Here is a 16,078-nt window from a genome sequence, read left to right as displayed (position 1 = left end):
TCTGCTTTTCTGTAAAACATAGGATACCCAGCTCTTTCTCCTGTAGAAAATACACACATTCCCTGCATGGCAAAATCAATCCCAAGAAATCTCTCTGCCGGTCTTTTTTCCACGGTTTGGTTCTCACAGCAGAACAAAAGACTTGCAAAATATTTCCCGGATGGCTCACGGCTCACAGTTACGGATCTCAGCTTCCAGTCTGACGGAATCTGCCGGTGGAGTTTTATCTTTATGGCAGCCATCTTCGGAAGCTTCAGATGGCTATCCTGCAAAAGGATATTCCCGTTTACTGCATTGGTCGTATACGAATTTCTTGTATGCTTCTTTGATTTATAACGTGGAAATCCGCAGGATGGTTCCCGGAAGAACTTCCGGAACGCACTTTCCAGATGCAGCTGCACATTCGCCAGGGCAAGGGAGTCTACCTCCTTCAGCCAGGGATATTCCTTCTTATATCCGGCCGGTGTGTTCCGGAGCATCTTTTTTTCTTTCTGGTAATAGCTGATCTTGTCTGCGAGCATCTGGTTATAGATAAAGCGGCTACAGCCGATTGTTTTCTCTATCTGGACTTTCTGCTCTTTATTTGGATAGATCCTTATTTTTACGGCGCGGTTCATTCTTCTCACCTTCTGTATTTTATAACCATCACCAGGTGATAGTATAGTAGAAATACTGAATGGGAATTATTGTCTAATTCCATTATATTTATCATTCATTTTCTTTTATCGACTGATATGTATTTATGAACTAATTGTTCTTTTTTAGTATACTACATCAGGGGATGGAGAACAAGTGTTTCTTTTGTACTATAGGGATTTTTTGAGCAGATATGCCCAGATGTGCAATTCATCTCACCACCTGAAGAGGTGGGAGAATTCTTGCTACATTTGTTAAAACAAAATGGCGGAAAGCAACAAGATGAAGGATATGCCGGTAAATAAGCTGATGATCCAGATGGGAATCCCGATGATCCTATCTATGGCATTGCAGGCAGTCTATAACATTGTAGACAGTGCATTTGGGGGAAATATGAAAGCAGGCAGTGAGACAGCACTAAATGCTTTGACACTGGTATTTCCAGTGCAGATGCTTATGGTGGCAGTGGGGATTGGAACCGGTGTAGGAACCAATGCACTTCTTGCAAGGACACTTGGACAGGGAGACAGTAAAAAAGCTGCAAAGGTAAATTAAGCGTGAAAATGGGTCTGCCCAGCAGCGTTTTTTTTCTTTTCTGCCGCTGGGCAGATGTTTTTTCTTTAGATACATGATAAGAGGAATTTTTGAAGATTCCATAAAGATTTGAAAAATGGACGGACATAAAAGACGTCCATTACACTATCGGAAAATCAGCAAGGAAGTTTCATAGTAACCTTTGCGCCGCCGGTTTCTTTTGAATTTTCTAAAATAAGCTGACCATTATGTTGTTCCATAATCGAATTTGTAATATATAGACCCATACCAAAGTGTAACTTTGAATTGCGGCTTTGATCGCCCATATAGAACCGTTCCTGTGCGTGGCATAATGCCTCTTTAGAAAACCCCGTTCCCTCGTCTGTGACTGAAATTTCCACGAAACCGTTGTTACTCTGAACATCCACATAAAGCGTTCCGCCTTGCGGGGAGTAGTCCAGCCCATTACTGATAACATTCATAATAGCACGTTCTATCAGCACCCTATCAAATTTCAGCATTTGAGGGAGTGAAACAGTATTCATTTGCAGCCGGATTTCTTTTGTCCGGCATAGCGATTCCATATAACCGAACAAGTGCTGCATGAACGCTGGCAAGTCTATACTTTCAATATGGAGCTGATAACCAACCGCCGCCCGTGATATATCAATCAGGGTTTGAATATATGACTGCATCTGGCCGGAGCTTTCCACGACGTAACCAGCGTATAATCGTTGCTCATCATCAAGATTTGTTTCTGTGAGTAAATCAGCATTTCCTTGAATAACCGTCAGAGGCGTTTTCAAATCATGGGCAAGCGCGGCGATTTGCTCTTTCTGTGTCTGTTCGGTTTTCCATTGCCGTTCTAACGAAATTTTCAGATTATCTTTCATATCTGAAAAAGATGCAAGGACATCTTCAAACTCTTTGATTTTGGCGTGTCCTACTTCAAAATCAAGGTTTTGCTTTGAAACCTCCGCAGTTGCTTCAAAAAGTGGGGTCAGTTGTGTACGCAGGTTCTTAGCAAATCTGGCGGTCAGTATGATAATGACCAGCAGCGAATTTACAGCCATCAGGATAAACACAAGCGTGTCAGGAGATGGAAAATATTCCGGTAGCCATGACACTGTAAATTGAGAACCAATATAATACCTTAAAACGCAAAATTCGTTTTCCCGGACAACAAGTGCAAACTGCCTCCCCGTAGCATATTCAATATATTCTCCCTTTGCGTACAGCAGGGCAATTTCTTTTTCATCATCGTCCATATTGCTGTAAAGCTCATTAAAGTTCTTGTCCAGAATTAAGTAGCCGCATCCCTGTGGAATCACAACCTTTGTAATATCCGGGGCAATCGTCAGCGTTGGAATGATCTCTTTTACCTGCAATTCACTTAGATTTGCTCTTGTAGCTAATCCAGCATTTACAGCAAGTCCCTCCAAACCAAAAGGGACAATAATTGCCGCTACCAGCATGACAATGAGGGAGATAGCAAACTGGCGAAACAATATTTTCAATGTAGGTTTCTTTTTCACTCCCATTTATATCCTATCCCCCATACGGTGCTGATCGGACTTATTTTGAAATGCTCCAATTTCGCACGAATATTTTTTATATGCGTTGAGATCGTAGAGTTATCGCCTATTCCATCAAACCCGAAAACGGCTTCATAGATTTGTTCTTTTGTAAAAACCTGTCCCCGGTTTTTCGCAAGGTATTCACAGATTGAATACTCGCTTTTGGTAAGGGGAACCGGCTGTTCTGAAACATACAGTACCTTTGCGGAAAGGTCAAATCTTATATCAGGCTCAAATGAAAGTGTGCTGTGATGTTCCCTTTTTTCTCTGCGTAAATGTGCCGCGACACGGGCGCGAAGCTCCTGAATACGAAAAGGTTTCGTAATATAATCATCCGCACCGATGCCTAATCCAAACAATATATCTTCCTCTAATGTCTTTGCGGTCAGAAAGAGAATCGGGCAGTCTACCATATTCCTGATCTGTTTGCAAAACTCAAACCCGTCTGTGCCAGGCATCATCACATCCAAAAGAATGAGGTCATAGAAATGCAGCTTTTTGATGTCTACATCATCCGCATTTTGACAGACTGTTATCAAATATCCATCTTTCCCCAAACTGTTCTTAATCAATTCCAAGATAGAAACTTCATCGTCAACTACAAGTAAGTGGGTCAAAAAATCACCTCCCGCCCCATTATACCACATTGTCGAGGTTACTCATCATTATTTTTAATGTCAGCTTTCCGATATTCATTGTTGATATTTACAGCTACGGCATTGCTTATATCCACATCCACAATACTGTAAACGTAGCCGAAACTGAAATCTTCCCCCGCCACATTTTTGAAGCGTTTCGATACCTGCCCGATTTCTTCTTGCAGTTCTGACATTTCAAGACATTCATCCGTTATGGTATATGTCAGGCCGTTATATGAAATTTCATCATAGTTTGCGGCGTTCAGCTCATAATACGGCAGAGATTCATTTAACGCCTTATTTTTATCGGCGGTATCGCGGAGCGCACCGCAGGCCGATAAGCATATAAGACTTACAAGCACAATTACCACGGCAAACAGGCACTTTTTATTCACTGTTTTTACCTCCCTCCCAACCATGAAACCAAACCAAACTGGCAATCAGCAGACAAACAGTGCAGCATACAGAAATAATCATACCGCTGAAAAAATCGGTTTTTACCTGTGCATACAGTTGGGGGCTATCCCATGCAAGCACAGTGTAATCCATAGCACGAACGCCCCAGGCCCAGGGAATATATTTCCATGTAGCGTCACCAAGCCCTGTTATCATAAGGGCAGCTATTAAACTCCCTGCAATTCCCAATCCCATAGATGCACCTTTTCCGAAGCTCATTCCCACAAACAAATGAATCAGGTAAATGGGAAGCATGGTAATCAACAATAGAATCCCTGCTTTCAGGTAAAGGCTTGCCGGAGCATCCCTATATAGTGCAGCGAATGTTCCTAACGCTAAAAATGTTGCGCCAAAAGCACAGATCATCAGAAAACCAAGTTTACCAATATACGTTGCCATGCGAGATGGGATTGTTCCCAACAAAAGCTGATAATGCCCGGCCTGATTTTCGATCTGAACAACCAGGCCCACAATAATGCCGATCAGAAACGGGAACGCAACGGCCAGCACTTCCAGATAGGCACTGATTTTGGTTGCCAGTTCCCATCTGGATATATGATAGTAACCCGCAAAAATCGCCGCACATATAATCGGAATCATGCTGTGCATATAGAGCAAAATGCTATGTTTACACTTCTGATATTCTGCTTTCCAGCAGCGAACCACAGATACCATAGTTACCCCACCTCCTTTTTCTCAAACCATCTTGCAGTTAAAAATGACAGCGCCGCAAACCAGGCCAGCGAAATGACCAATACAAGTATAATCATCCAAAATGCCATTGCCGTACTCTGATCTGCAACCGGCTCACCATTAGGCAAAATACCTAACACGGAAATCATAAGATGCGGCACCCAGCTATACGGGCAGATCATCCACAAAGAGGTTGTAGCCGTGAAAATCCCTAAAACGCTTCCAAGTCCGGCATTAAGAATAACCGTGACAAAGATACCAACTTTTTTTGATAACCATAAGCACAGCGGAACTTCCCATAGGCTTGCAATGACAATACAAGCTGTTCCGGCCGCAGCCTGCCAAATTCCGATTGTCAGGGGAATTTCGTTGATAACTAATATTGCAAAACCGCCCAACAGATTTAGCGCCAGGAAAATGAAATTCCCCACACAGGAGTAAATACCGGCCACTCCAATTTTTGCTTTCCAGACTTTGTTCTGCGAAACAGGCAATGAAGCAACGGCACGATATTTTAGTTTGCCATTATCCCGCTGTTCAATCAAGGCACAGGTGAGCGTAAGGAATCCAGGATAAAGCAGGTTATACCACCAATTATAAGAATTGAGCTGGAACCAAAGAGGGGCAAAAAAGTTCATAAGCGCAGTTACAAACGGGGCCAGAACGATCAGCGTTTTTGTGAAAGTTCTCTTATGCTTTAGGTTCTCTGCCTGAATATATGCCATCTCCATTTAATATCCCTCCTTACCATTTCTGCGAATAACATCCATAAAGAGTTGTTCCAAATCTTCACCGGCGCGAAGCTCTCCCTCATATCCAAGGACGCCGCCAGCAATGATACCCACATGATCTACAATCTGCTGGACTTCTGACAGAATATGGCTGGACAAAATAACTGTAATCCCTTTGCAGGGAAAAGAGCGAATTAACTCTCGAAGTTCCTCAATCCCTAAAGGGTCAAGGCCGTTAGTCGGTTCATCCAGAATCAAAAGCTGGGGACTGTTCAGCAATGCAATAGCAATACCAAGCCGCTGCTTCATACCAAGAGAAAACTGCCCGGCCCGTTTCTTGCCGGTATTCGTGAGCTGGACAATTTGCAATACCTCGTTAATTCGTGCATCGTCCAGGCCGAGCAATGTAGTTCTGACTTTGAGATTTTCGTATGCAGTCAGATTTTCGTAAAGCGGGGGCATCTCAATCAAAGCACCGATATGCTCCAGATCATTCCGCTTCCACGGGTGGCCGTCAAACTCGATGCTTCCCGATGTGGGGCGCAAAATGCCGGTGAGCATTTTTAAGATCGTGGATTTGCCAGCCCCATTCGGCCCCAGCAGACCATAAACCGAGTTGCGCCGGATGTTCAGTGACACATTGTTTACCGCCATTTGCCCCTTGAAATTTTTGCAGAGGTCAGTCGTTTTCAAAATCATATCCATATAATCAAGTCCTTTCTTTGATTCTACGGATAGCATACCGGGCAATTTTGAAGATTTCATAAAGATTCCCGAAAACAGAATATGAACAATACACCGTAACCGTGGAGCATATCGCAACAAAGCACTAACCTACGCATTTAGGGCCTTAAAAAGCCCTATATTTCAAGGTTTTTCCCGCATAGTCGGCGGGGTATGTGAGTGTTTTATCCTATCCCCGCCATAGTGCCGCTCTAAATGCGTAGAATTTACCAGCAGAAAATCGCCGGTTTCTCTGGCTCCATACTCCCAGATATGGTATCATGGAAAAAATCAATCTGACGGGGGTATCAGGATGGGCGGACAAGAAAAGCTGCTGGACTATGAAACAATCAAAGCCGCCGTTGCCGGTGAGAAGTGGGCCACAGAAAAGGTGCTGGCCCACTATGCGGACTACATCGACGAGCTTTCCACGGTGGAGATCAGGCAGCCGGGCGGCAAAGTGAAAAAAGTCATTGACGAGGATATGCGGCAGCACATTTCCTTAAAGCTGCTGGAAGCGTTGCCGAGCTTCCCGTTGGAACAAGAATAACGATCAAGAGGGCTGCACCCTCTTACGCCGCTTTGCGGCTATCACCTGCACACCCCCGAAACAGATACACCCGCTGCGCGTCTGTACCTGTTTCGGGGGCTAATAATGACTGTAACCTACGCCTTTCGGGGCTGATAACCGCCAGTTTCAAAGCTTCTCCCGCATGTTTGCAGAGGTGGGCGAATATTTTATCCTATTCCCGTCCATACCCGGCATGGCTGCGGTGATCTTGCCTATCGTCCTGCGTCGGTCTGCGTTGTGGTACATACAGATCAAATTTTCTTCTTCCACGGTAAAGTGCATCATTCCTCATACCTCCAATTCATTTTTCTTGGTTCTGGCCGCCGCCTTTTTCGGGCTGGTGGCCTGTTTGCTGTCGGCAAGCTGCTTGCGGATAGATGGCCGGGGCTTGCGAATACTCACATCACGGCGCTCATCTTTGTTAATCATGGCATATACCCCGTCACCTCCTTTCCTTGGGCAAAAAGAAATGCCTTTTTCGTCGCAGACTTACGAAAAAGGCATTTCAGGTGTGATTATAGAGAGGTTTAATTGTCTTTAGATTTTTGAAAAGTCCCGGTTTTATGCGGGTTTGCGCTGGTTGTGCTAATCGGAACGAAGTTACTGCTTACACGGATCCGGAAAACGAGGCGATTCTGCAGAATTCTATGGATGCAGTAGATGCACTTACAAAGGAAAAAACGATTATTATGATTGCCCACAGATTAAAAACAGTCAGACATGCAGACCAGATTGCGGTTGTTGAAAAAGGAAGAATTGCACAGCAGGGAACACATGAGCAATTAATGAAACAGGAAGGTATTTATAAGAGATTTGTGGATGCAAGGCAGCAGGCGGTAAGTTGGAAACTGGTGCACTGAGAAATAATCCACAGTTGGTGAATATCCAAATTGAATTGTCTGAAAGAGATTTAATTTAAGTTTCGCTAAGTTTCACTTATATAGGCAGAATGAGGGATATTCAATAAAGTAATATGAAAAAAGCACTGAAAACCGTTGGATTGATATGCTCCCCATATGGTAGACAATGGAAATATCCAAAAATCTATCATATGAGGAGCATATTTTTATGTCTAGGAAACAGTATAGTAAGGAGTTGAAACTTGAGCTCGTAAAGAAACACCTTCCAATAAAAGAGCATAAAGGGCTAAAGGCGGAAATTAGTTTTTCATTTTACGGTTGCAAAAAAATAACACAAAAATTAGCACTCACCTCTTGACAGTGCTAACAAATAGTGTTATAGTTCTCCTAGAACAAGAAAAAAGCACAGCATTTCCGGTATGCGAATATTGGAAATGCTTTTCATAGAATAGGAGGAAAGCCTATGAATATCAGTAAATTTACACAGAAATCCGTACAGGCTGTCCAGGATCTTGAAAAGATTGCTTATGAATATGGCAATCAGGAGATCGAAGAGGAACACCTTCTGTATGCCTTGCTGACACAGGAGGATAGCCTGATCCTCAAGCTGATCGAGAAGATGGAAATCCAGAAGGAATATTTTATTGACACAGTTAAGAGGGCACTGGATGCCAGAGTTAAGGTTTCCGGTGGAGAGCTTCGATTTGGTCAGTATCTGAACAAGGCACTGGTCAGTGCAGAGGACGAAGCGAAGGCTATGGGAGATGAGTATGTATCGGTTGAGCATCTGTTTCTTTCCATGCTGAAGAATCCAAGCCCGAGCATGAAGAAGCTATTCAATGAATTCGGAATCACCAGAGAGCGTTTTCTTCAGGCATTATCTACAGTCAGGGGAAACCAGAGAGTTGTCAGTGACAACCCGGAGGCAACCTATGATACCCTGAATAAATACGGTGAGGATCTTGTGGAGAAGGCGAAGAATCAGAAGCTTGATCCGGTGATCGGCCGTGATATGGAGATCCGGAATATTATCCGTATCCTTTCCCGTAAGACCAAGAACAACCCGGTTCTCATCGGTGAGCCTGGCGTTGGTAAAACAGCAGCCATCGAGGGACTGGCACAGCGTATTGTGGCAGGAGATGTACCGGAAGGTCTTAAGAATAAGAAGATTTTTGCCCTGGATATGGGTGCGCTGGTTGCAGGTGCCAAGTATCGTGGCGAGTTTGAGGAACGTCTGAAAGCGGTACTTGAGGAAGTGAAAAAGAGCGAAGGACAGATCATTCTGTTTATCGATGAGCTTCATCTGATCGTGGGTGCAGGTAAGACAGACGGCGCCATGGACGCAGGAAACATGCTGAAGCCTATGCTTGCCAGAGGTGAGCTGCACTGTATCGGTGCAACAACTCTGGATGAGTACCGCCAGTATATTGAGAAGGATGCTGCACTTGCCCGTCGTTTCCAGCCGGTTATGGTAAATGAGCCGACAGTGGAAGATACCATTTCCATTCTCCGTGGTCTGAAGGAAAGATATGAGGTATTCCACGGTGTTAAGATCACAGACAGTGCATTGGTTGCAGCTGCCACACTTTCACACAGATACATTACAGACCGTTTTCTCCCGGATAAGGCAATCGACCTTGTTGATGAAGCCTGTGCGCTGATCAAGACGGAGCTGGATTCCATGCCGACAGAGCTGGATGAGCAGAGACGTAAGATCATGCAGCTGGAGATTGAAGAGTCTGCCCTGAAAAAAGAAACTGACAACTTAAGTAAAGAGCGTCTGGCTGATCTGCAGAAAGAACTTGCAGAGCTGAGAGATACTTTTAATACCCAGAAAGCTCAGTGGGATAATGAGAAGCATTCCGTAGAGAAGCTTCAGAAATTACGTGAGCAGATCGAGGATATCAATAAACAGATCCAGAAAGCAAAACAGAATTACGATCTGGAGAAAGCAGCAGAGCTGCAGTATGGCGAGCTGCCGAAGCTTCAGCAGCAGCTGGAAGTTGAGGAAAAGCAGGTTAAGGAGAGTGACAGAAGCTTGGTACATGAGGCTGTCACAGATGATGAGATTGCTCGTATCATTTCCAGATGGACCGGTATTCCGGTAACCAAGCTGACAGAAGGTGAGAGAACCAAGCTGCTGGGCCTTGAGGATGAGCTGCACAAACGTGTAGTAGGACAGGATGAGGGTGTTCGTCTTGTAACAGATGCGATCCTTCGTTCCAAAGCCGGAATCAAGGATCCCACAAAGCCAATCGGTTCATTCCTGTTCCTCGGACCAACCGGTGTTGGTAAAACAGAGCTTGCCAAGACTCTGGCTGCCACACTGTTTGACGATGAGCAGAATATGGTCCGTATCGATATGAGTGAGTACATGGAGAAATATTCCGTGTCCCGTCTGATCGGAGCGCCTCCAGGATATGTCGGATATGAGGAAGGCGGACAGCTGACAGAGGCCGTTCGAAGAAAACCGTACAGTGTTGTTCTTTTTGATGAGATCGAGAAGGCTCACCCGGATGTATTCAATGTACTTCTGCAGGTACTGGACGATGGACGTATCACGGATTCACAGGGACGTACGGTTGATTTTAAGAATACGATCCTGATCATGACTTCCAACATTGGTTCTCCGTACCTTCTTGACGGTATCGACGAGAAGGGAGATATCAAACCGGAGGCACAGGAACAGGTTATGAATGATCTTCGTGGTCATTTCCGTCCGGAATTTCTGAACCGTCTGGATGAGATCATCATGTTCAAGCCGCTGACCAAGGATAATGTAGGTAAGATCGTAGATCTTATGGTCAAAGAGCTCAGCGACCGTCTGGCTGACCAGGAGCTTTCTCTGGAGCTTACAGATGCTGCCAAACAGATGGTAGTGGATAACGGTTATGATCCGGTTTACGGCGCACGTCCTCTGAAGCGTTATCTCCAGAATTATGTGGAGACACTGACAGCCAAGAAGATCCTTTCCGGTGATGTACATGCCGGAGATACCATTGTGCTGGATGTGAAGGACGGAGCGTTTACCGTCAGCACGAAGTAAAAAATAACTCCATAAAGTTATGATAGATTGACAAGGAAAAGAACTGTCGGTTCTGATAGAAATCCATTTCAGGATGAAAATCGGAACCAGGCAGTTCTTTTTTGGGGACAAGGAATGGAATATTTTTATCAGATACTGAAGAAATAAAAAATCCTGAAAAATTTTTTTACTGGCTCTTGACAAAAAATAGAATTGGTAAGATAGTAAATCTGATATTTCAGATCAGACAGCTATCCAGCAGCATCTGGGATATTGGATAAATATCAGATAAAAGGATGGAAACAGATTATGATACCAAAGGACCCGGTAATGCTTTTAAGTTACGTAAATACACAGCTGCGGGATTTTTACAGATCCCTGGATGCCTTCTGTGAGGACAGAGGACTTAACCGGAAAGAACTGGAGGATAAGCTTGACATGATCGATTATGCTTATGATCCGGCTGTGAATCAGTTTGTATAAGAAAATCAGGAACAGAAAGAAGTACCCGTTTCGAATAAAAAAACGAAGCGGGTATTTTTTTTTGCGAAAAAAATAGGAAAAACAGCAGAAAATAAATTAGCTTGACAAATTAATTAATAGATTTCAGGTGGAAATTAAAGAAGCTGTAAATCTTAAAAAAGTGTAAAATTCACAAAAACCAGTTGCATTTTTTGTGCAGATGTATATTATATATAGTTAGCCGACTAATTAAAAAAGAAGATCACTGCTTCGTATATCATTAACAAAGAGCAGGTGTCTGATCGGATGAGAGAGGAGTGACAGCGTGTTTTGTAAGGAGGAAGATGAGAAAGAAAGGCAGAGCAGCTTTTTATCTCTGTTTATGAAGGTAGACCGTTATTTTATGACGAAATGCTTTGGTCAGATGCAGGAGCTTGGGATTTATCCGGGACAGATACCGGTTCTGGGGCTTGTGTCCGGAAGGGATGGCCTGAGTCAGCGGGAAATTGCAAAGATCCTGCATATCAAGCCGCCTACGGTAAATGTATCGATACAGAGACTGGAGAAAGCAGGCTTTCTTTATAAGAAACCGGATGAAAAGGACCAGCGTGTGACCAGGATCTACATGACAGAAAAGGGAAAGGAAATCAAGGCAAAAGCACTGGAACGGATCCATAAAAATGAGGCTGTGATGATGGAAGGCTTCAGTGAGGCGGAACAGTGCCTGCTTCGGAGATTTCTGGAGCAGATCCTTGTAAATATCGAAAAGATCCAGCCGGAGGAAGCCATAGAAAAGCTTCATCCGGATGAAATGACAGAAAGGAAGGAACAGAAACGTGATTAAACTGATGAAATATCTGAAACGATCTGCAGGTTACATCGTACTCATCATTGCGCTTCTTTTTCTTCAGGCATACTGTGATCTGTCTCTGCCGAATTACACATCAAATATCATTAATGTGGGAATTCAGCAGAACGGTATTGAAGACAGTGTTCCTGAGAAGATCAGAAAGACGTCTATGGACAGTCTGAAGCTGTTTATGGAAGAGGATGATGCGAAAACTGTGGATGGATTTTATGAGGAAGAGGGAGATGATCTGGTATTAAAGGATAAAATCTCCAAAGAAGACAGAGAAGAACTCAACGATATCTTCGGCAAACCGATGGTGATCGTTTCTACTCTGATGTCCGACAGTGAAGAATCAAAGGCAGCTCTTGCAAAAATGGGAATCCCGGAAGGGACGGATCCACTGGCGGCTCTTTCTCAGATGCCGGCAGAGGCTTTGGCTGCTATGAAGGACCAGGTCGGAGAAAAGATCGACAAGATGCAGGAATCCATCATCACACAGGCAGGTGTTTCCTATGTTCGTGCAGAATATGAAGCCATGGGTGAAGATGTGGATGCCATACAGATGGATTACATGAAAGCAACAGGTATCCGCATGGTGCTGATGGCACTGGTCACCATGATGGCTGCAGTATGTGTGGTATTTCTTTCATCCAGAGTTGCTGCATCTATGGGACATGATCTCCGTGGACTGGTTTATAACAAAGTCATAGGTTTTTCCAGCAGAGAGTACCATAAGTTTTCAACAGCATCCCTGATCACACGATGCACGAACGATATCCAGCAGATCCAGCAGGTAATGGCTATGATGTTCCGTATCGTGCTTTACGCGCCAATCCTTGGAATCGGTGGTGTGATCCGCGTGCTTCAGAGAGATTCCTCCATGACATGGATCCTTGGGGTGGCCATTGTACTGATCATGGCATTTATGGCAATGCTGTTCAGGATTGCAATGCCGAAATTTACAGCTTTGCAGACCATGGTAGATAAGCTGAACCTGGTAACAAGAGAAATCCTTACCGGTATTCCGGTTATCCGTGCATTCAGCCGTGAAAAACATGAGGAGGAGCGTTTTGAGGATGCAAATATCACTCTGATGAAGACAAACCTCTTTGTAAACCGTTGTATGACATTTATGATGCCGGTGATGATGCTGATCATGAACGCAGTTTCCGTACTGACCATCTACAGCGGTTCTTATGCGGTAGACAGCGGAAGCATGCAGGTTGGTGATGTTATGGCATTTATCCAGTATGCAATGCAGATCATCATGTCATTTTTGATGATCACAGCAATGTCTATCATGCTGCCGAGAGCAAATGTATCTGCACGCCGTATCAACGAGGTGCTTGAGACAGAAGTCAGTGTCCAGGATCCGGAGGATCCGGTACAGCCTTCCCAGGATGTGAAGGGGACTGTAGAATTTGATCATGTAAGCTTCGCATATCCGGAGGCAGGAGAGAATGTTATCACAGATATTTCCTTCAAGGCAGAAAAAGGTGAGACAGTAGCGATCATCGGAAGTACAGGAAGCGGTAAGAGTACACTGATCAATCTGATCCCGCGTTTCTATGATGCAACAGAAGGATCTGTGAAAGTGGATGGCGTGGATGTCCGGAAAATGACACAGAAGGATGTCCGTGATAGGATCGGTTACGTTCCGCAGAAGGGTATACTTTTCTCAGGAACCATTGATTCCAATATCCGTTACGGAAAGACAGAGATTTCGGAGGATGCAGTGAAAAAAGCAGCAGGGGTTGCACAGGCTACGGAGTTTATCGACACCAAGCCGGAGCGATATAAGACTCCGATCGCACAGGGAGGAAGCAATGTTTCCGGTGGACAGAAGCAGAGGCTTTCCATTGCCAGAGCTATCGCAAAAGATCCGGAGATCTTTATCTTTGATGACAGCTTTTCCGCACTGGATTTCAAAACAGACAGCACACTTCGAAAAGCGCTGAAAGAACATACAAAAGAAGCAACAACCATTATCGTGGCACAGCGTATCAGTACGATCTTAAATGCAGATAAGATCCTTGTACTGGACGATGGACATATGGCAGGGATCGGAAGCCATAAGGAGCTGATGAAGTCCTGCGAGGTATATCGCCAGATTGCCATGAGTCAGTTATCAGAGGAGGAATTGGCATGAGTCAGCAGAGAAGAAGAGGCCCGATGGGCGGACACGGAATGCAGCCAACAGAGAAGGCCAAGGACTTCAAAGGCTCCATGAAAAAGCTCTTTGGCTATATGGGCAGATATAAATTCCGTTTTATCCTGATGTTTATCTTTGCAGTGGCAGGTACAGCGTTTAATATTGCAGGCCCGAAGATCCTTGGAAAAGCTACCACAGAGCTGTTCAATGGTCTGGTTGCCAAGGTAAACGGTACAGGCGGTATTGATTTCAGTAAGATCGGAATGATCCTTCTGTGGACTTTGGGACTGTATGTGGCAAGTGCATGCTTTTCCCTGATCCAGGGATTTGTCATGACGGGGATCTCCAATGATGTTACATACAATCTCCGAAAGGATATTTCAAAGAAGATCAACCGTCTGCCAATGAATTATTTCGAGAGCAGAACAAACGGTGAGATCCTTTCCAGGGTAACAAATGATGTGGATACCCTGCAGATGAGCATCAACCAGAGCATGACACAGCTGATCACATCCGTAACAACACTGATCGGTGTATTTATCATGATGCTTTCCATCAACGTGTGGATGACACTGGCAGCAGTGCTGATCCTGCCGGTTTCCATGCTTATCATTAATAAAGTAATGAAACACTCCCAGAAATATTTCCAGGCACAGCAGGAGTACCTGGGAAAAGTAAATGGTCAGGTTGAGGAAAATTTCGGCGGCCATGATGTGGTAAGAGTATTCAACAAAGAGCAGGATGCGCTGAAGGAATTTGAGCATGACAACCAGAAGCTTTATGAGTCTGCATGGAAGTCACAGTTCTTTTCCGGGATGATGATGCCGATCATGCAGTTTGTGGGAAATCTGGGATATGTGATGGTGGCACTTCTCGGAGGGCTTTTTGCCATCAAAGGAACTATCGAGGTTGGAGATATCCAGTCCTTCTTCCAGTATATTCGTAACTTTACACAGCCGATCCAGCAGATCGCCCAGGTTACAAACCTTCTGCAGTCTTCGGCGGCAGCTTCTGAGCGGGTATTTGAGTTTCTTGAGGAGCCGGAGGAGGAGCTTCAGCCGGAGAACCCGGATTCCATTGAGGGACTGGAAGGAAATGTACAGTTTGAGCATGTGAGATTCGGTTATAATCCGGATAAGATCATTGTAAATGATTTTTCCGCAGATGTGCATGACGGTCAGAAGATCGCCATTGTAGGACCTACAGGTGCAGGAAAAACGACGATCGTAAAGCTGCTGATGCGTTTTTATGATGTAAATGGCGGAAGCATCAAGGTTGACGGACATGATATCCGGAACTTCAACCGCAGCAATCTCCGTGAGATGTTCGGAATGGTGCTGCAGGACACCTGGCTGTTTTCCGGAACCATTATGGAAAATATCCGCTACGGAAGACTGGACGCAACGGATGAAGAGGTGATCGCAGCAGCAAAAGCGGCCCATATCCACAACTTTATCATGCAGCAGCCCGGCGGCTATCAGATGGTCCTGGATGAGGAAACCAGTAATGTTTCTCAGGGGCAGAAGCAGTTGCTTACCATTGCAAGAGCGATCCTGGCAGACAATAAGATCCTGATCCTGGATGAGGCCACATCTTCCGTTGATACAAGAACAGAAATGCAGATCCAGAAGGCTATGGATAACCTGATGAAGGGAAGGACCAGCTTTGTTATTGCCCACAGACTTTCTACCATTAAGGATGCAGATCTGATTCTTGTCATGAAGGACGGAGATATCATTGAGCAGGGAGATCATGAAGAGCTGCTGGCACGGAAGGGCTTCTATGCGGATTTGTATAACAGTCAGTTTGAACAAAAACAGGCATAATCCTGTTTTTGTTCATGAGGAAGTAGCGAAGCGGATTCCGAATGTCTGCTTTGCTGAAAGAGGCACAGGCATAAGATAACCTGAGTATTGGGCAGGATTACAGCACCGGAAATGTACTTCCATCCGAAAAACGGATCGGCCACGTTTCCGGTGCTTTTTTTGCGGATTTTTTTCAGGTTAATGTGGTGAATAAATATTGTATAATTCATATAAAAATGATGGGAATAATAATATAAATTATATGAAAATAGCACAAAATCGTAAGAAAGTACAGTCTGTTCGGAAGAATAAAGAGGAATTCCATGATTCATACAGTATAATAGGATATATCGAGTGTGTGGAAA

Annotated in this window: 16 protein-coding genes and 3 pseudogenes; 9 read left to right on the top strand and 10 right to left on the bottom strand. The window is 44.4% G+C overall.

Translation table 11 applies throughout. The features are described 5' to 3' along the window. Together EAI83_RS04510 and EAI83_RS04505 are read right to left on the bottom strand one after the other, a co-directional pair. On the bottom strand, window positions 1–617 hold a 617-nt coding region (locus EAI83_RS04510; RefSeq protein WP_153188160.1), incomplete at its 3' end, for an RNA-guided endonuclease TnpB family protein. Between the two features lie 8 nt (window positions 618–625). Further along, window positions 626–700: pseudogene (locus EAI83_RS04505) on the bottom strand (IS200/IS605 family transposase); the annotation flags it as partial. A 200-nt stretch (window positions 701–900) separates the two neighbouring features. Between EAI83_RS04505 and EAI83_RS04500 the strand changes: the two are divergent. After that, window positions 901–1,185, top strand: a pseudogene (locus tag EAI83_RS04500) (MATE family efflux transporter); the annotation flags it as partial. Between the two features lie 161 nt (window positions 1,186–1,346). Here the strand turns inward: EAI83_RS04500 and EAI83_RS04495 are convergent. The 6 genes from EAI83_RS04495 to EAI83_RS04470 are packed head-to-tail and all read right to left on the bottom strand — an operon-like array spanning window position 1,347 to window position 5,970. Beyond that, complete coding sequence (locus EAI83_RS04495; protein WP_118368715.1) at window positions 1,347–2,711, bottom strand: sensor histidine kinase; 1,365 nt, start codon at window positions 2,709–2,711, stop codon at window positions 1,347–1,349. Next, window positions 2,702–3,364 carry a response regulator transcription factor gene (locus tag EAI83_RS04490; RefSeq protein ID WP_055056575.1) on the bottom strand — a complete coding sequence of 221 codons (663 nt, stop codon included), beginning with the start codon at window positions 3,362–3,364 and terminating at the stop codon, window positions 2,702–2,704. The genes EAI83_RS04495 and EAI83_RS04490 overlap by 10 nt, the downstream gene beginning before the upstream one ends. Window positions 3,365–3,402: 38 nt before the next feature. Continuing rightward, complete coding sequence (locus EAI83_RS04485) at window positions 3,403–3,780, bottom strand: NisI/SpaI family lantibiotic immunity lipoprotein (RefSeq protein ID WP_025580194.1); 378 nt, start codon at window positions 3,778–3,780, stop codon at window positions 3,403–3,405. Then, a complete protein-coding gene (locus tag EAI83_RS04480; RefSeq protein WP_025580193.1) occupies window positions 3,773–4,516 on the bottom strand; it encodes a lantibiotic immunity ABC transporter MutG family permease subunit in 744 nt (247 codons plus the stop codon). The genes EAI83_RS04485 and EAI83_RS04480 overlap by 8 nt, the downstream gene beginning before the upstream one ends. A 2-nt stretch (window positions 4,517–4,518) precedes the next feature. After that, on the bottom strand, window positions 4,519–5,265 hold the full coding sequence (locus EAI83_RS04475) for a lantibiotic immunity ABC transporter MutE/EpiE family permease subunit (protein WP_025580191.1): 747 nt from the start codon (window positions 5,263–5,265) through the stop codon (window positions 4,519–4,521). Then, entirely contained in the window at window positions 5,266–5,970 is a 705-nt protein-coding gene (locus tag EAI83_RS04470; protein ID WP_173722862.1) for a lantibiotic protection ABC transporter ATP-binding protein, read from the bottom strand. A gap of 331 nt (window positions 5,971–6,301) precedes the next feature. Between EAI83_RS04470 and EAI83_RS04465 the strand changes: the two genes are divergently transcribed. After that, window positions 6,302–6,538, top strand: a complete 237-nt coding sequence (locus EAI83_RS04465) for a helix-turn-helix domain-containing protein (RefSeq protein WP_118368716.1) — start codon at window positions 6,302–6,304, stop codon at window positions 6,536–6,538. A gap of 147 nt (window positions 6,539–6,685) precedes the next feature. Here EAI83_RS04465 and EAI83_RS18000 read toward each other — a convergent pair whose 3' ends face one another. Together EAI83_RS18000 and EAI83_RS17185 are read right to left on the bottom strand one after the other, a co-directional pair. Continuing rightward, window positions 6,686–6,844, bottom strand: coding sequence for a transposon-transfer assisting family protein (locus EAI83_RS18000; protein WP_442859566.1), 159 nt, complete (start codon window positions 6,842–6,844; stop codon window positions 6,686–6,688). 3 nt (window positions 6,845–6,847) lie between these two features. Further along, window positions 6,848–6,988, bottom strand: a complete 141-nt coding sequence (locus EAI83_RS17185; protein ID WP_021651320.1) for a hypothetical protein — start codon at window positions 6,986–6,988, stop codon at window positions 6,848–6,850. A gap of 164 nt (window positions 6,989–7,152) precedes the next feature. Here EAI83_RS17185 and EAI83_RS04455 point away from each other — a divergent pair. The 7 genes and pseudogenes from EAI83_RS04455 to EAI83_RS04430 all read left to right on the top strand — a co-directional run. Continuing rightward, window positions 7,153–7,419, top strand: a pseudogene (locus tag EAI83_RS04455) (ABC transporter ATP-binding protein); the annotation flags it as partial. A 208-nt stretch (window positions 7,420–7,627) separates the two neighbouring features. Next, complete coding sequence (locus EAI83_RS17180) at window positions 7,628–7,777, top strand: hypothetical protein (protein ID WP_156906918.1); 150 nt, start codon at window positions 7,628–7,630, stop codon at window positions 7,775–7,777. Window positions 7,778–7,882: 105 nt separating this feature from the next. Then, the gene (gene clpB, locus EAI83_RS04450) at window positions 7,883–10,465 is read left to right on the top strand and encodes an ATP-dependent chaperone ClpB (protein WP_015527234.1); all 2,583 of its coding nucleotides are present in this window, start codon (window positions 7,883–7,885) and stop codon (window positions 10,463–10,465) included. A gap of 288 nt (window positions 10,466–10,753) precedes the next feature. After that, entirely contained in the window at window positions 10,754–10,927 is a 174-nt protein-coding gene (locus EAI83_RS04445; protein WP_044961487.1) for a DUF4250 domain-containing protein, read from the top strand. A 304-nt stretch (window positions 10,928–11,231) separates the two neighbouring features. Further along, complete coding sequence (locus EAI83_RS04440; protein WP_021651325.1) at window positions 11,232–11,750, top strand: MarR family winged helix-turn-helix transcriptional regulator; 519 nt, start codon at window positions 11,232–11,234, stop codon at window positions 11,748–11,750. Further along, window positions 11,743–13,905, top strand: a complete 2,163-nt coding sequence (locus EAI83_RS04435; protein ID WP_118608394.1) for an ABC transporter ATP-binding protein — start codon at window positions 11,743–11,745, stop codon at window positions 13,903–13,905. Before EAI83_RS04440 ends, EAI83_RS04435 begins: the two co-directional genes overlap by 8 nt. Further along, the gene (locus tag EAI83_RS04430) at window positions 13,902–15,734 is read left to right on the top strand and encodes an ABC transporter ATP-binding protein (protein ID WP_129974675.1); all 1,833 of its coding nucleotides are present in this window, start codon (window positions 13,902–13,904) and stop codon (window positions 15,732–15,734) included. Before EAI83_RS04435 ends, EAI83_RS04430 begins: the two co-directional genes overlap by 4 nt. Window positions 15,735–16,078: the final 344 nt, after the last annotated feature.

Origin of the sequence: Blautia sp. aa_0143 (genome assembly GCF_004167315.1) — a bacterium.
Classification (GTDB): Bacteria; Bacillota; Clostridia; order Lachnospirales; family Lachnospiraceae; genus Blautia_A; species Blautia_A fusiformis.
Note: the sequence above shows the minus strand (reverse complement) of the source record. Positions and strands in the feature narration are given on the sequence as shown.

What these genes read in the sequence shown, in the direction of transcription:
- EAI83_RS04495 (WP_118368715.1), bottom strand. Translation starts at nt 2,711, where the DNA reads ATGGGAGTGAAAAAGAAACCTACATTGAAAATATTGTTTCGCCAGTTT.
- EAI83_RS04480 (WP_025580193.1), bottom strand. Translation starts at nt 4,516, where the DNA reads ATGGTATCTGTGGTTCGCTGCTGGAAAGCAGAATATCAGAAGTGTAAA.
- EAI83_RS04475 (WP_025580191.1), bottom strand. Translation starts at nt 5,265, where the DNA reads ATGGAGATGGCATATATTCAGGCAGAGAACCTAAAGCATAAGAGAACT.
- EAI83_RS04470 (WP_173722862.1), bottom strand. Translation starts at nt 5,970, where the DNA reads ATGGATATGATTTTGAAAACGACTGACCTCTGCAAAAATTTCAAGGGG.
- EAI83_RS04465 (WP_118368716.1), top strand. Translation starts at nt 6,302, where the DNA reads ATGGGCGGACAAGAAAAGCTGCTGGACTATGAAACAATCAAAGCCGCC.
- EAI83_RS18000 (WP_442859566.1), bottom strand. Translation starts at nt 6,844, where the DNA reads ATGATGCACTTTACCGTGGAAGAAGAAAATTTGATCTGTATGTACCAC.
- EAI83_RS17185 (WP_021651320.1), bottom strand. Translation starts at nt 6,988, where the DNA reads ATGATTAACAAAGATGAGCGCCGTGATGTGAGTATTCGCAAGCCCCGG.
- EAI83_RS17180 (WP_156906918.1), top strand. Translation starts at nt 7,628, where the DNA reads ATGTCTAGGAAACAGTATAGTAAGGAGTTGAAACTTGAGCTCGTAAAG.
- clpB (WP_015527234.1), top strand. Translation starts at nt 7,883, where the DNA reads ATGAATATCAGTAAATTTACACAGAAATCCGTACAGGCTGTCCAGGAT.
- EAI83_RS04445 (WP_044961487.1), top strand. Translation starts at nt 10,754, where the DNA reads ATGATACCAAAGGACCCGGTAATGCTTTTAAGTTACGTAAATACACAG.
- EAI83_RS04430 (WP_129974675.1), top strand. Translation starts at nt 13,902, where the DNA reads ATGAGTCAGCAGAGAAGAAGAGGCCCGATGGGCGGACACGGAATGCAG.